The sequence below is a fragment of the Flavonifractor sp. An9 genome, assembly GCF_002161245.1.
Classification (GTDB): domain Bacteria; phylum Bacillota; class Clostridia; order Oscillospirales; family Oscillospiraceae; genus Flavonifractor; species Flavonifractor avicola.
Genome location: NZ_NFHC01000016.1, coordinates 1 through 15,148 on the forward strand (window position 1 = coordinate 1; position 15,148 = coordinate 15,148).

A 15,148-nucleotide genomic window follows, 5' to 3' on the forward strand; every position below is an offset into this window, starting at 1 on the left:
CCATCTGGCTGGCCGCCGTTTTAATTTTGAGATGCTCAGCGGCTTGATTTTGTATTGCATTTTTTCGCCTCCCTAAAAATCTGAAATTTCTACTTGACTTTTATTAGCAGGTCTTTCACGCCGCATAGAGCCAGACCACAAGCGGCCGGCTCAAATCGGCAACCACATAATTTTTCCGCACATGAACTGGGCGGAAATGTTCGTCAAACTCACATTGCGTACTCTGTTCGATACGCCCGCCGGTCTGGGCCAGATGCTCCCGATAGAGGCGCAGGATATCCAGTCGTGCCTCTGGAGTATCGCTCTCCCTGCACCAAAGGCTGGGGCAATACACATACCTGTGCGGTTCGTCTTTGAGAAAAAAGCCATAGGTTTTGTAGTAATGGCATTTTCGCGCCCGTTCCCGCTCGATGCGTTTTACATAGGCCATGCCGGCTTTGCCGCCTTGGGTCAGGCAGAGATAGCCCATCTTCTGACGCTGTTCGTCTGACAATGGGATCTGCTCCATTTTCTGTCCCGGCAGCCCTTTAAAAGCACGGAAACTCTCAGGCGCATATCTGTAACCGCGTATCTCATACTCAAATCCTTTTTTCCCCATCAGGGACCTCCATTCTATAAAAGTGGGCCGGACGCCCCAAAGGACGCCCGGCCATTGAACCTGTCTCACGCGGCGGCAGGTAACGCCTGCGGCTGCATGACTTCCGTATTTTCCATTAAGTCGGCCAGCAGCACATCTGCCAGCAGACGGCCAGCCAGATGCCCGGTGTGGATAATCACACGGTCTTTTCGCATCTGGATAAATTCCTCTTTCCGCAGCTCACGGCTCCGTTCGGCCAGCTTCAGGTCGCGGCCGGTAAGGCGGGCCGCAATGACCTTCTGCCATTTGATCAGGAATTCTGTTGCCTGTTCAATATCTTCATACTGCCGATCAAACAAAGTGCGCTTCTGACGAACTGTTCCATCTGGTTCAATCTCCAGAGTATAGTAGGGATCGTTAGGTTCCTCCGTCCGGCGCAGGAACATGATGAAGCTTTCCCGGCGTTCCATGCGGTCATAGTACCGCTCGCCGGCGCCATCATTGCCGACACAGTGATGAAGCATCCGCCCCTCCTTGATGATTTCAAAGATGTCTTGGGGCGCAAGCACCGTGTAGTCGTCATCGCTGTAGGCATATTTTTCCTGCAGTTCCACACAGATGGCATTGACATGGGGATATTTCGCCGCCATTTTCGACGCCTGCTCTTCCAGGCTCCCGGCTTCACTCTGAAGGACCAGTTCATCGTGCCGCTGGCGCAGTTTGCGCACACGGTAGACGATCTCATCGCTGGTGTCATAGTGCAGCCGTTCCGCCATAGCAAGATAGTCCTGCCAGGTGGTCAGCGCCTGCTGGCAGCTGCCATCAAAATACTCTTTTTGCCGCTCCAGATAATTTTTGATCTGCACCAGGCTCATTCGGTCTGCGATAAACACCAGATCCTTGGCGCTGATCTGTTCCTTTTTGCTCCAGCGCAGCATGTCGTCCGTAATACGCTGTCCGGTCCGCTTCTCAAGCTGCAGCCAGGCCAAAGTTTCTGTGTCTCCATCCATCTGACGCAGGCGGCGGAATTTTGAGGCATCCAGGCCCAGAGCGCGGATCAGCCCGGGCTCACTGGGGTTCAGCACCAGCTTCCGCACGTTGTCGCAGTTATGGAAACACTCCTTTGTCAGCCGCTGCAGTCCAGCCTTCCAGATCTGCTCCATCTGGGGAAGCCTTTTCCAGACTGCCAGGTATTTTTCGGGATCAGTGATCGGATGGCTTCGTATCCACTCGGCCAAGCCGGTTTGACGAAGTTCTTTTTTCTCCAGGCTGGGCAAAGTCTTTCCATATACCCGGCCGGATTGATCACCATAATAAGCATAATAGCAGGGGCTTCCCGCGATCCAGCGTGTTTCCCGCTGGCAGTACATCCCCCAGTAATAGGAACGGATTTCGCCGGTGCGGTCATAAATCGAACGCCGGAACTCATGCCAATAGGGCTCGCTGTGCGGCAGGGTATCCTTTCGGTAGGTCCTGTCCGCCCGGAATTCCCGAACGACAAATCCATCCCTGCACCGCTGGACCAGATAAGCATAATACTTATCTGTTTGAAAATAGCCTGCGCGCCCCAAAGCCTTGAACACCACAGGATGGCGGCAGCGGATACAGCGTCCCTCTTTGTTGTGGTAGGGATGCCCGGAAATGGGCACCTCCTTCCCGCAGAAAGTGCAGTAACCGGTTTTGGCTCCGCCGCGCTTGTAATGGTAAAATATAAAATTTTCCCGCACGGCCACCTTGTCGGCCCACCGCTTCCAATCTTTTGGCAATTTCGGCACCTGCGCCAGATCCTTGTCCCATGGGTCAGTGATCCGTTTGTGGCGCCGTTCCAGCTGTTCGTCCCTCACATTCCTCTGAAAGTCGAGAATGCCGAGATCGCCACCGCGCTCGCCGGAAAAATAGTCTTGAACCAAGGCCGCATCTTCCTCGCTGACCCAGCAGGTAGCGTAGTAGTTCCTGCCAGGCCATTCCAAACGGTCCAGTTTTGCATCCCGCCACTTTTTCTCCAAGTGATCGTAGGTCAAAAACTGGCGGTTTTCCTTGTCGATAAATACCTCATAAGCAGGATTATTACCATCCAGCCGCAGATGATCCGGCAGAAAAAAGGCGGCTTTCAGAACGCCATCCTGCACCAGACAGTTCATAAACGCGAAATAGGTGCGGGTAGTATAGGTGTGGCCATAATAAGTCGTCTCCTTTTTTGGCTCATCCGCTATCGCCACTTCTTTCATCTCCTGCGATGCCGTCAGCGCCGGCATCGCTTGAAGCATGGATTTCTTCAAATTAACTCACCATCCTTTTCTCAAGATCCACCCCATACCAGACATTGGGCAGAAGTGTCTTTCCATCAATGGTAGCCACCACGATCTGCTGGATGCAGCCGGTGGCCGGGTCTTCCTTGGCAAACGCCAACACATCGCCTTTCCGGCGGCCCTTGGCTATGGGATCAGCGCCGCGGACGGCCGCATAACCGTCACACGCCTCTGCCTGGTCTTTCCGCACATGGCTGTTCCATTCCCGCTTGGGATGGTCTGCCATAAAAGCGAGGCCATGGAGAAGCAGTTCCTCTTTCGTCAGCCGTTTGAGGACCGTCAGCTCAGTGCAGGAGATTTTGGAATCTACCTCGTCCTCGTCAATGTCCCCGCCGGCATTGACGATATAATATTCCGAATGGTCGATATCTCCGTAATAGTTCAGGCAATCCAGCGGGTTCTCCGCACAGTGGAAGCCATTTTGCCGGCAGTTGGCCTTATCAGTCACATTGAGGCCCATCTGAAACTGGTAATCAATGCAGATCATGCCGGGACGAAACCCTTTATATGCAATCATGCTCTGCCTCCTCAGCCTGCTTTTGCCATGCCAAAATCCATCAGAGACATCTGCCCGTCAGCAGAAGGCTTTTTCTCCGGCGCCGGCTTAGGCTCCGGCTTTTTCTTCTCAGCAGGTTTTTTCTCGGTTTTCTTTTTCTTGGAGGACTTCACGGAAGACTTGCCATAGTAGGGGCGGGGGACAAATTTTTCTTCCTGCTCCTGGTCCTCTTTGGCGTCCGGATCGCGGAAATAGTCCTCCGACCACTGATAGCACAGGTCATCCGGAATATCGCAGCCATACCCCTGGCTGCCCTGGCCCGGCTGGATGCCGTTTGCTTTCAATTCGTCCTGGATGTACTCCCATGCCTTGCGGCTGATGTATTGGAAACAATGGACCATCGTTTTCTTCGGGTGCATGGTGAGACGGGCAAATGCCGGGTCTTCCAGGCACTTGGTCTGGATATACTCCGACACGCACTCCTTCATATTGCGCCGGGTCAGCTTTTCCACATCGCCGCTGACCCGCTGCATGGAGGCAGCCACCACCTCATCGTCACTCATGGCGGCCAAGCGGTCCATCTGTTCCTGCAGGGCCTTCTTCTTTTCCGCCTGTTTCGCCTCCCACTCAGCCTTCCGTTTGGCTTCGGCGGCCTCATGCTCGGCACGTCGCTGTTCCTCGTCAGCGTCCGCATTGGAGGTATCGGCCTTGGCAGGCTCCGCCTGCCCCTCATCGGCATTGTCCCCGTCATCGGTTTCTTCAGCGGGGGGCCCTGCCTCGTCAGGCTGTCCCTGCTTTTCCGGGACCTCGCTCAAATCTTCATCGTCCTCAAAAGCAGGCTGCGGCGCCGGCTCTGCGGCAGGCGGTACGGGCTGACGGTCAGCCGGCGGCACCGGCAGCTCGTCAAAGTTCTCCCCGTCCTCAAAAGCGCACTCGCGGGTGAGCGAGGCGGCAGACGGTTTGCGGCCTTCCTGCATATCCAGCGACATTTCCGAAAAATATCCCATAATAAACTCCTTTCCGTTGACAAAAATGGCATGGATCAGGATAAAACCTGTTCCATGCCATCGTTTACCTGTGTCACAGCACATAGAGTAGTGTGCTGAAGCTGTCGAAACAGTAACATATCACATTGGGATACTGCTCCGACCACTTTTTGATCCTGTCCTGCACCTCCTGGGCTTTCCGCTGGGCCGGGCCATTCCACGGCGGCGGGACCGTCACCGTAAAATATCCCTTATCCGTGCGGGGCCGCACATCAGCGTTCAGATGGGCGCATTGCTCCAGAAGCGCCAGAAGTTGCCCTCTCTTCGTCTCATTCACAACAACCATTGAAGCCTCTTTATGTCCCTTCTTTGATGTCCTTTTTGGCAAGCATGGGGGAAAACTTGACCTGCGGAAATTCATGCTCCCCATTGACATAGTAGTAGATCCTTCGTGGAGAATGGTCCAGTTCTACCACATCAGAGAGCGCCATTGGCCGCCCGTGGCAGCCCTCCGGCAGTTCCTCCCGGCAGTCAGCAAACAGGCGCTTCAAAATCTCTGCGTCGCTCTGTTCCACCGGGCAGTAGACTTCGCCAGACCCGGCCATGCGGTACATGGCGGCGGGCGGCTGTTCATAGCCGGCCTTTTGCAGCGCCGCAAGTTCCTTGAAAGCAAATGGGATCGCTTTTTGCTCGTCCAGTTCCAACTGATAGAGCACAAATCTCTGTTTCCGCCGCTGGGGTTCCAGCAGGGTGCCGAGGGCATCCCTGCCTTGCCGCAGGAAGGTTTCATGTTCCTCTCTGGTCAAACCAAGATACTCCGTCAGGCAGGTTTTGTTTTCAGCCAAGTGCTGCCATAGTTCGATGCAGTCCTCAATATGCGCCAGTTCACACAAACCGCGGAGGTACTGCGCCTTAAAACTAAGTCTATCGATCTCCTTTCTCCGTTGATTTTCCCGGCGAAGTGCCAGCTGCCAATCGTCAAATCCCTTATAGTTGGGATTCCAGGTCAGCCTCCGGCAGTTCATGCCATACTTCCGGGCCGTCAGATAAATTTTCGACGCCCCGGCCATCGTCATTTGATTGTTGTACTTGTCCATATCGTGGGCTTCAATGATTTCCTCCGTGCCGTTCTGCGCCAAAAGGGCAAACAACGGGTCCAGCGGGCTGGTGTTGTTGGCCCCGGCAATCGCGGCAAAGGTGCGCCCGGTCAGACAATGGGAAATATCTGCTTTCAGCAGCCCCTCGATCACATAGACCACCCGGGCGGATGGGTCACCGATCAGATGTACCGGGCTGCCGGAGCCTGTCCCGTCTGTCTTTGAGGAAGAGGAAAACCAGATGTACTTGGCCCCCGGTTTCTCCGGCGGGTCATCCTTGTGTTTCAGCGGCACATCCAGCATGATCTGGAATCCCTGCAGCCGCCCGTCAAAGCCTACGGCGGGGATCAGAATGCCGGAGGTCTTCTTATAAAATGCCATTGTCCAATGGCCGCTGTCGTCCCGGTAAAATCCGGGTACGCCCTGCACCCTGCAGCCCTGCCTGATCAGCCGGTCCGTGATAGAGCGGCATAAGAAGGGCGGCGGGGTACTCTTAAAGCCCAGCGCCTCGATTTGTTCATCAGACAGCCCACGCTTTGGTGAGCGCAGATGTTCCCGATGTGCCGGCCGCAGCGTAAGCTGGGCCAGCAGTAGGGATAGCGTCTGGTGGATCTCGGCCGGGCTGGCTTTGTCCGACTGCGGCACAGTTTTTCGCTCGGAAGAAGAATGACCTGCAGCGGCCGCCCGGGCCCCCGAAGATGGGGACCCGGTGCTGACCGGCTGCTGTTGGGCTTCATTCCCGGAGCGTGCGTGTTCCTCGTGGGTATTGTCACACAGAGCTTCTGCAATTTCCCAATAAGCGTCAGAGGTCGTCGTGTGATTCAATTTTGCATATAGCGCCAGCATTCCGCCATGTTCGTCGCAGTGATTGCACCGCCAGACATTTTTGACGAAATTGACATTCATCCGCCCGCGGCGGTCGCCGCAGAACGGGCAGTCCACATAGACGCTGTTTGCCTGCTGGCGCCTGACCCGCAGGTGCAGCAGTTCCACAACTTCCATGATACCGAAGGGAAATTCATCCGGGTACGAGCCCATCTGTCATTCCTCCCTTCATGCCCTCGCCGGCGGCCATATCAGCCGGCCTTTTGAAGCGAATCCAAAACCAGCTGTGCGGCCGCGCGGACCATGTTGTTCTTGCTCTTGCCCGGGATCAGGTAGTACCGCAGATTGACAGGCCGCTTCTCAGCCACCTGGGCAATCGTCATGCCCTTGCAGATGCCATCGTCTACGATGACCTGCTGGGCCTGTTCCAGCGTCATGACCTGCAGAATATCCTCCATAGGCGTGTCCTTCGTGTAAGAGGGGGTATCCACCGCAGTATCCGCCGCCCCGGCAGCGTCATCTTCGGGCTGCATAGGCTCGGCGGCAGGTTCGGATTCCTCCGTGTGCTGGACCGGCAGCTCCGTTACATTGCCGCGGACAGGCAATTCATGCGACTGTTCGCTCTCAGCCACCGGCTGCTCTGTCTTTGGCGAAGGCCCAACCGGGAGCGTATCGAATGTCCTCTCAGGCTCTACCGGCAGGTGCTGCTCCACCGCTTCCGAAGCAGTGCTTTCCTTCGACGGGGCCGTTGTCACGGTTGCCGCCTTTTCGGCCTCAAACGCCCTCTGCGGCGTTTTGATGGGGCTGGCAGGGGATTTCACCTCAGCAGGCGTATCGCCCTTCTGCGGGGCGCTGTGGGGCTTCTGCGGCGGTGTCGTGCGTGCCGTCGGCCCGGCAGGCGGTTCTGCGGCCTTTTTGACAGCCGCTCCGGAGCTTTTCTCCATCAGTTCAGCCTGGGCGCCGGCGCTGATCAGCTGGATGCCAAAACCGGCGTCCGTAAGGGCCTGACTCAGCGCCTCATTCTGGGCGGCTTTTACGAAATCGCGGCTGTCCTGAGTAGTCTGCTGGGCCGTGCTCATACTGAACGGCTCCGCGTCACTGCGGTCCAGAAACACCTTGGCCTCAAAAATCGCCATTTGCTCTGTGATCCGCAGCGCCGTCAGACTCATACGGCCATTGGGATGGGCCATGCGGAACCAGAGTTTCTGATAAGGCAGATCCAGCTTCAAGGTGTCCTTGGTGCGGCGGAGGAACTTGAGCGGGTCAAAGCCCGGCACCTTGTTCAGTTCAGAGGCCGCAGGCACAGCTTCGTACATCGTTTTCGCATTGTTTTCGTTCATGTTATATACTCCTTCCTGTGTAATAAATAGGAGACGCCGGGCAATTTTCTGCACCTTGCGCCTCTTTTTTAACCAGCGTATTTCAGTTCTTCTTCCAGAGCTGCCGGGACCGGGATTCCGGCCCGCTTGGCATAGGCCTTATAGTACATACCGATGCGCGTGCCCAGAAGCGTATTCCGCTTGACGATTTCATTCCGGTGGATCGCCATAAACAGCACCTGCTTTTGGCCGATCAGCACCACGCGCTTTTTGGCTCGGGTGATGCCGGTATAGAGCAGGTTGCGGTAGAGCATGACGGTGTGCGCTTTCAAAAGCGGCATGATGACCGTTTCATACTCAGAGCCCATTGCCTTGTGGATGGTGGTGGCGTAGGCAAGGTCCAGATTGACCATATCCTCTACGCTGTATTCCAGTTCTCGGCCCACACCGAAGTCCAGACCGATACGCTTGCCATCTTCATCGTCTTTGATATAGCGGATAAATCCCAGGTCGCCGTTGGACACCTTGGCGGTGTTTTTGGTCTGCATGATCCGGTCGTTTACCCGGAACACTTTGACGCCGATTTTGATTTCTTCCTCGGCAGAGCGGAACGGGTTGACCACCTCGCGGATGGCCTCGTTGAGTTGTTCCGCCGACGCGGCGCCTTCCGAACGGAAGGGGGACAAAATCTGCACCCGGTCAATGCCGCTTTCCGCGATTTCCCGGCAGTAACGGGCGATGATCCGCTCCGCGGCCTCTGCCTGGTTATCGCTTGCCATAAATACAAAGTCCGGCCCAAAGTACAGCTTGGTGTTGCCCTCGTTGATAAACTTGGCGTTATAAGCAATCAGGCTGTCCTTGGACTGGCGGAAGATCTGGTCCAGTACCGTGACGGGAATCAGGCCGCAGTCGATCAGTTCGCGGAACACATTCCCGGCGCCCACGCTGGGGAGCTGATCGGGGTCGCCCACAAGAACGACACGGGCCCCATCCTTGATGCGGGAAAAAAATTTGTCTGCCAGCCACATATCCACCATAGAAAACTCGTCCACGATGATCAGGTCCGCCGACAACGGCTCCTGCTGTCTGCTGCGGTTGGCGTCATCTTCTTCACTGCCAAGGCCCAGGCCGCTGTGGAGCGTCCGCGCCTTGTCAAAGCCAGTGCTTTCCGCCATGCGACGGCTGGCACGGCCGGTCGGTGCCATCAGAACGATTTCACCTTTCGGGTGCAGGCGGCGGTAGACTTCCAAAATGGTCTTGAGCACCGTTGTCTTGCCGGTGCCGGGAGAACCTGTGATAATGGACAGGCTGTGGCGGTAAGCCGCGTAGACCGCTGCCTCCTGTTTGGAAGACAGCACAAGCCCCATTTCACGCTTGACCTGCTCCAGCGCCTGCTCAATGCGCTCCGGCGCAGACGGCTCTATTAGCCGCATGGCAATACGCCGGGCCGTTTCATCTTCCTGTGCGAATGTGCGGGGCAGGTAGATGTTATCTTTGACGGATACCACCTCGCCATGAAGAATCATGTCCTGAAGCACATCCGCGACCTCCTGTTCATGAAGCCGGAGAGACGGGACGGGGATTTTTGCGTTGAGAAGCCGAAGAGCCTCCTTCCGCAAAGCTTCACCAGGCAGGAACAAATGTCCTTTGCCGCCCTTGCTGTCCTCCAGCGCCCAGAACAGTGCGCCTTTGACCCGCATGGGGTCATGCAGGTCGCCGCCGTTTTTCTGAACGATGGCATCTACCCGGAGAAATCCAAAACCGGACACCTGGCAAAGTTCAAAGGGACTCTTTTTCAAGATGTCCACGCTGGCGGGTCCAAAGTGCTGGTAGATCTTCAGAGCCGTTTTCGGCGTGATCTTGAATGGGGAGAGCAGCGTCATCAGGTCTTGGAGCATCCGGCTCTCCGCATACGAGGTTTTGATGTCCTCCAGCTTGCTTTCCGTAATGCCCTTGACCTCCAGCAGCCGCTCGGGATGGTTTTGCAGAATATCCAGCGTTTCCACGCCAAACCGGGAGACGATCTGCGCGGCAGTCGCCGGCCCGATGCCTTTGATGAGGCCGGAGGCCAGATAGCCTTCCACGCCGTCCTTGGTCTTGGGAACGATCTCACGCCACTGTTCCACCTGAAGCTGCACACCATATTTGCCCTTTGTCCATTCGCCGTCCAGTTCCAGCTCTACCGCGTCCGTGCGGGGCAGTTCATAGCCCGTCGCAACAAAGCGGATCAGATGATCTCTGTACCGGCGGGTGGAACGAGCCTCCTGGGGCACCTCCTTATCAGCGGTTTTTACGCTGATGATGCAGAACCTGTTTACGGGGTTGTGGTAGATCGTCCCGTCATAAGTTCCTCTATGGATCACTTCTTTTTCCCTCCTTTTATGCCGCCTCGCCGTCACACTTGACTACGAACCGGCGTGACACTGAGACAGTCACATATTGTTCGTAAATGTCCGGGTGGTCCAGCTTCAACCGTTTCAGATTATCCTTGTCGATACCAGGGGTTCGTATCGGATTGTAAGTGACGGTATAGTTCACCCCATCCTGCTGGCAAATGGCTTTGCAGCTTTTCCCCATTTTGGCAATGATGGCAGCCTTCAGCCGCTTCATATCTTCCTCAATCTTCTTGTTGCCGGCTTCTGCGCCTTTTTTCTGCTCCTGAAGCTGGAGAAAACGCATCAGCTTGGCCGTCAGAGACAAATCGAGTGTCACAGCGGGGGCCTCCTTGTCAGCGGGGCCGGTGTACCGGCGCACGCTCTCGATCACGAGGTCTCCATCCTCGGTGTAAGGCGGCGGTGTTCTGGTAAGCACATGGTTTTCCCAGAAATCCTGTTCCAGAAAAATCATCTCATCCTCATAGGCCAGATCCCTCTGCATATCACGGATAATACTTTCCTGCTCGTTGTTGCCATACAGGCAGCAGAAGAAACAGCGGTCCACATCCATGACAGCCATGTAATGCCGCCCCTGGGACTCATAGTAGGCCGGAATGGTTTCCTCACCATCCAGCCACCAGTTGTCTTTGGCGTTGTAGTTTGTGGTCTTGATCTCCAGAATAGCGGTGGTGCCGTCCGGCAGTTCTACAAAGTAGTCCACATCCGCCAGCATCCAGGGATACTTCGGGTGCTGGAACATCTTTTTGATCTGATAGACCTTGTAGCCGGTCCGGTGCTGGAAGATCTTCGCCACCAGCGGTTCCAACAGGTGTCCCATCTCCAGGGCCACCCAGTTGTCCTCATGGTCCTCGACCACGGCAATGTTCAGCTTGTCATAAAACAGATCCCGGGCCGTCCGCCACGGTGAAATGCCCAGCAGAGCTGCAACATCGCTGCCTCCAATACCTTTCCGGCGGTAGGCAAGCCATTCTTCTTCGGACAAGCCTGCCGTATCCACCAGCACCAGGGGCTGATGCCGCTCTTTGACAGCCACACTGCCTACCGGCATACTCAACACCCCCTCCGCGTTCTACGGGGAATGACGGGTGCCCGAATCACCGGACAATGCTTCTGTGCGGTTTGGTTCAGCTTCTGGTACTGCCGCCAGCTCGCCACCGGTTTCCTCTTACTCGTCAGAGACTCCTGACTCCGCTTTTTTACATTCATGTTCATACCTGCCTTTCTGTAATTGTGGTATATCCTCAAAGCCGTTTCCGGCATTTGGGCAGAAAAAAAGCGAGGGTGACAAAGGGCGTAACGCCTGATGTCCATAGCTGCCTATGAACCAAAGTCATCCTCGCTGACGGGAGCAAAAGTCCCGGAAAAATAAAAAAGCCAGTAATATACCGGCCCAGAGGGGCGCAGTAATACTACTGGCACAAGTACAATCTTGACTGCGTGTGCAATGCAGATTTTTCAATCCGCGGTACAGAAACTAAGTCTGTATCCCACAAGGGGAAAACGCACAAAAATCAATTACAGAAACAGTGTAGCACAATATCTTGCGTTAGTCAAGAAATATCATCTATATATAGTATCTTTCTGCCACTGAAAATGGCTCGCTCAAAAAAACTCATCAAAAGGCACAGGATTTGCAGAAATTTGGCCGCCATCTCCTATATATAGGGCGTACAGACATGGCATGGGATTCCGTAGCCGGTCTGCACGCTCTTTTTGTACCTTGACAAGCCCCATAACCTTTTCCATTGGAGTTATACAGGGATCGCGGACAGTGTGCGATGACCACATGGAGCCCGCCCACGATTGAAATACCGCACAGCGGGCCCTGGCAATACGCGGCGGAACGCCCCGGCGCAGGAAATGGCCTTTGGAAGAGACACTACACTTCCCGATGAATTTGAATGACTTCATTGTTTTTGTTGAAAACCTTCTTCTACAAACAGTAAAGGATATATGTAATTGCAAATAAAGGAGGGCAATTATGGAAAAAAGAAAACCCAATGACCTTTCACCGGATCAGTGCTTGGCGGTCGATACGGAATCGCTTTGCAAACTGCTCGACTGCGGGCGGCACACGGCCGTCCAGATCGGCGACCTGGCCCACGCCCGCATTACCATGAATTCTCGTGTCCTTTGGAGCGTTCAGCGCGTGAAGGAATATTTGTACGAGATCTCATGCTAACAGAACCTTGCCCATTCCGGGCACAGCAACACACAAAACATCGGGAGGTATCAGCCTATGCCAAAAGTTAGAAAAGACAACAAAGGCCGCAACCTGCGGCCAGGAGAAACACAACGCTCAGACGGCAGCTATATGTTTGTCTATAAGCTGGGTAAGAAGAAAAAGTACATTTATGATTTTGACCTTGCCAGCCTGCGGGCCAAAGAAAAAGTGCTCAACCGTGACAGCGAAGACGGTATTCGCACCCAGGAGGCTATGAAAATCACCCTAAATGATATGTTCAAAGTCCTCATGGATACGAAGATCCAGTTAAAGGCTTCTACACGGGCGAATTACGAATATCTTTGGAGCAACTATGTGAAGGATGAGCCGTTTGCCAACATTCCCCTGCCCAACATCCGAAAGAGCGACATCCTGACATTTTACACGAAGCTTTTGAAAAAAGGCTTTGCGGTCAATTCCTTGGAAAGCATCAATAACCTGATTCACCCCACGCTTGAATTGGCGGTCGATGATGACTACATCCGAAAAAATCCAAGCAAAGGCGTCTACCGCTCTCTCAAAACAGAGGGAGCCGGGGCGCCCCCGAAGAAAAGAATCGCGCTGACCATGACACAGCAGAAGAACTTCCTTCGGTTCATTTCCAAGTCACCGATGTATAGCCACTGGCTGCCTGTCATGGTCGTACTGCTCGGTACGGGAATGCGTGTTGCGGAATGTACCGGCTTAACTAAAAATGATGTGGACCTGGAGAACAACACCATCTCTGTCAATCACAACTTGATCTATCGCGTGATTGATGGGAAAGCAGGTTTTCATATCACCACCCCTAAAACAGCCAGCGGCACCCGCACCATCCCTATCCTGTATCCGCAGGTTGCTGAACAGCTCCGCACATTGATTGAAGTCATGGACACACTCTATCCGGAAGACCTTGTGATGAATGGGTATCACGGTTTCCTTTTTAGGAATCGGGAAGGTTACTTTCTCAGTGCCCATAATATCAATCGGGCCATCCAGCGTATCTCCATCGCCTACAACGCCGAAGAAATGGATCAGGCTGAACTGGAAGATCGTGAGCCGGAACTGCTGCCGCATTTTAGCGTACATAACATGAGACACACATTCTGCACGCGGCTCTGTGAAAGCACCAACGACATCAAGTTTATCCAGCAAGTGATGGGCCACGCTGATTTTTCCACAACTATGGATATTTACACGCATATTACGCAAGAAAACATGAGGGAAAAAGCAGAGGCAATCAAGGGTAATTTGGTGCTAATGTGAAAATTGCAAAAAAGGGCAAATCCGCATAAAAAACACGGATTTGCCCTTCATTTTGGCCCGTCTGATGCCGTCTGATTTCAAGCAAAAGTTGTAGAAAAGTTGTAGTTGTAAGCCCTTTTTGCTACATCTTGTGCCGTCCGGTTTCGTCAGACACTATATATTGTGGAATTTTAGTCCAAGGGCTTCATCGTCGGGAACAGGATGACGTCGCGGATGGAGTCGGAGTTGGTGAGCATCATGACGCAGCGGTCAATGCCGATGCCCATGCCGCCCGTGGGGGGCAGGCCGTACTCCAGGGCGTTGATGAAGTCCTCGTCCATCATGCCGGCCTCGTCATTGCCCATGTCCCGGAGGGCCAGCTCGTGCTCAAAGCGGCCCCGCTGGTCGATGGGATCGTTGAGCTCGGAGAAAGCGTTGGCAAACTCACAGTGATTGATGAACAGCTCAAACCGCTCGGTGAGGCGGGGATCCTTGGGGGACCGCTTGGTCAGCGGAGAGACCTCCACCGGGTACATGGTGATGAAGGTGGGCTGTACCAGCTTCTCCTCCACCCGCTGGTCAAAGGCCTCGTACAGGGCGGTACCCCAGGTGCGCTCGCAGCCCTCCATATCGATGCCCACGGCCTCCACGGCCTTGCAGGCCTCCTCGTCGTCGGAGATGGCGTCGAAGTCCACACCCACATACTGCTTCACCGCATCGATCATGGTCAGACGGGGCCAGCCGGGAGTCAGATCGATGTCCACGCCCAGCCAGTTCACCTGGTAGGAGCCCAGGATGTCCTGGGCGGCGGTGGACAGGATGCCCTCGGCAATGTCCATCATGTCGTGGAAGTCGGCATAGGCCTCGTACAGCTCGATGGTAGTGAACTCCGGGTTGTGCTTGGGATCCATGCCCTCGTTGCGGAAGATACGGCCGATCTCATACACCCGCTCAAAGCCGCCCACGGTGAGCCGCTTCAGGTTCAGCTCGGTGGCGATACGCATATACATATCGATGTCCAGGGTGTTGTGGTGGGTGATGAAGGGCCGGGCGGTGGCGCCGCCGGAGATGGTGTTGAGGACGGGGGTCTCCACCTCCAGGTAGTCCCGGTCGTCCAGATACTTGCGCACGTGCTTGATGAAGGCGGTGCGGATCTGGAAGGTGCGGCGCACGTCCTCGTTCATAATGAGATCCACGTACCGTTGGCGGTAGCGCATCTCCTTGTCGGTGAGGCCGTGGAACTTCTCGGGCAGGGGCTGGAGGGACTTGGAGAGAAGGGTCACCTTATGGGCCTTCACAGAGATCTCGCCCCGCTTGGTCTTGAACACCTCGCCTTCCACGCCCACGATGTCGCCGATGTCGATCTTTTTGAACTTGGCGAAGGCCTCCTCGCCCAGCTCATCGATGCGGACGTAGAGCTGAATGCGGCCCTTCACGTCCTGGAGATCGCAGAACATGGCCTTGCCCATGCCGCGCTTGGACATGATGCGGCCGGCGATGGAGGTCTCGGAGCCCTCCAGGGCCTCGAAGTTCTCCTTAATATCGGCAGAGTGATGCTTCACCACATATTTGGTGATCTGGAAGGGGTCCTGGCCCGCCTCCTGCAGCTCCTTGAGCTTGGCGCGGCGGATCAGTCGCTGTTCGGACAGATTCTGCTCTTCGGGCTGATTGACGCTTCTCTCTTCAGTACTCATT

12 protein-coding genes are annotated in these 15,148 nt (G+C 55.1%); 2 read left to right on the plus strand and 10 right to left on the minus strand.

Annotated elements, in window-relative coordinates; genetic code table 11:
- Positions 1 to 115: 115 nt before the first annotated feature.
- The 9 genes from B5G40_RS10680 to B5G40_RS10720 all read right to left on the minus strand — a co-directional run bounded on the left by B5G40_RS10680 (position 116) and on the right by B5G40_RS10720 (position 11,053).
- The gene (locus tag B5G40_RS10680; RefSeq protein WP_087221595.1) at positions 116 to 598 is read right to left on the minus strand and encodes a hypothetical protein; all 483 of its coding nucleotides are present in this window, start codon (positions 596 to 598) and stop codon (positions 116 to 118) included.
- A 65-nt stretch (positions 599 to 663) separates the two neighbouring features.
- Positions 664 to 2,856 carry a PcfJ domain-containing protein gene (locus tag B5G40_RS10685; RefSeq protein ID WP_087221593.1) on the minus strand — a complete coding sequence of 731 codons (2,193 nt, stop codon included), beginning with the start codon at positions 2,854 to 2,856 and terminating at the stop codon, positions 664 to 666.
- Position 2,857: 1 nt separating this feature from the next.
- Positions 2,858 to 3,403: a DUF7666 domain-containing protein gene (locus B5G40_RS10690; protein ID WP_058963800.1), complete on the minus strand. Its 546-nt coding sequence runs from the start codon at positions 3,401 to 3,403 to the stop codon at positions 2,858 to 2,860.
- 11 nt (positions 3,404 to 3,414) lie between these two features.
- Positions 3,415 to 4,389, minus strand: a complete 975-nt coding sequence (locus B5G40_RS10695; RefSeq protein WP_058963801.1) for a Cas9 inhibitor AcrIIA9 family protein — start codon at positions 4,387 to 4,389, stop codon at positions 3,415 to 3,417.
- Between the two features lie 73 nt (positions 4,390 to 4,462).
- Positions 4,463 to 4,714: a hypothetical protein gene (locus B5G40_RS10700; protein ID WP_058963802.1), complete on the minus strand. Its 252-nt coding sequence runs from the start codon at positions 4,712 to 4,714 to the stop codon at positions 4,463 to 4,465.
- 10 nt (positions 4,715 to 4,724) lie between these two features.
- Positions 4,725 to 6,467, minus strand: a complete 1,743-nt coding sequence (locus B5G40_RS10705; protein WP_343286734.1) for a YodL domain-containing protein — start codon at positions 6,465 to 6,467, stop codon at positions 4,725 to 4,727.
- A gap of 74 nt (positions 6,468 to 6,541) precedes the next feature.
- Complete coding sequence (locus B5G40_RS10710) at positions 6,542 to 7,630, minus strand: hypothetical protein (RefSeq protein WP_087221589.1); 1,089 nt, start codon at positions 7,628 to 7,630, stop codon at positions 6,542 to 6,544.
- A 68-nt stretch (positions 7,631 to 7,698) separates the two neighbouring features.
- A complete protein-coding gene (locus B5G40_RS10715) occupies positions 7,699 to 9,972 on the minus strand; it encodes an SF1B family DNA helicase RecD2 (protein WP_087221587.1) in 2,274 nt (757 codons plus the stop codon).
- Positions 9,973 to 9,988: 16 nt separating this feature from the next.
- A complete protein-coding gene (locus tag B5G40_RS10720; protein WP_087221585.1) occupies positions 9,989 to 11,053 on the minus strand; it encodes a YqaJ viral recombinase family protein in 1,065 nt (354 codons plus the stop codon).
- A gap of 933 nt (positions 11,054 to 11,986) precedes the next feature.
- Between B5G40_RS10720 and B5G40_RS10725 the strand changes: the two genes are divergently transcribed.
- Together B5G40_RS10725 and B5G40_RS10730 are read left to right on the plus strand one after the other, a co-directional pair.
- Positions 11,987 to 12,187: a hypothetical protein gene (locus B5G40_RS10725; RefSeq protein ID WP_006573960.1), complete on the plus strand. Its 201-nt coding sequence runs from the start codon at positions 11,987 to 11,989 to the stop codon at positions 12,185 to 12,187.
- A gap of 57 nt (positions 12,188 to 12,244) precedes the next feature.
- Positions 12,245 to 13,474 carry a site-specific integrase gene (locus tag B5G40_RS10730; protein WP_087221583.1) on the plus strand — a complete coding sequence of 410 codons (1,230 nt, stop codon included), beginning with the start codon at positions 12,245 to 12,247 and terminating at the stop codon, positions 13,472 to 13,474.
- Positions 13,475 to 13,644: 170 nt separating this feature from the next.
- Here the strand turns inward: B5G40_RS10730 and lysS are convergent, their stop codons facing one another.
- Entirely contained in the window at positions 13,645 to 15,147 is a 1,503-nt protein-coding gene (gene lysS / locus B5G40_RS10735) for a lysine--tRNA ligase (RefSeq protein ID WP_087399600.1), read from the minus strand.
- Between the last annotated feature and the right edge of the window lies 1 nt (position 15,148).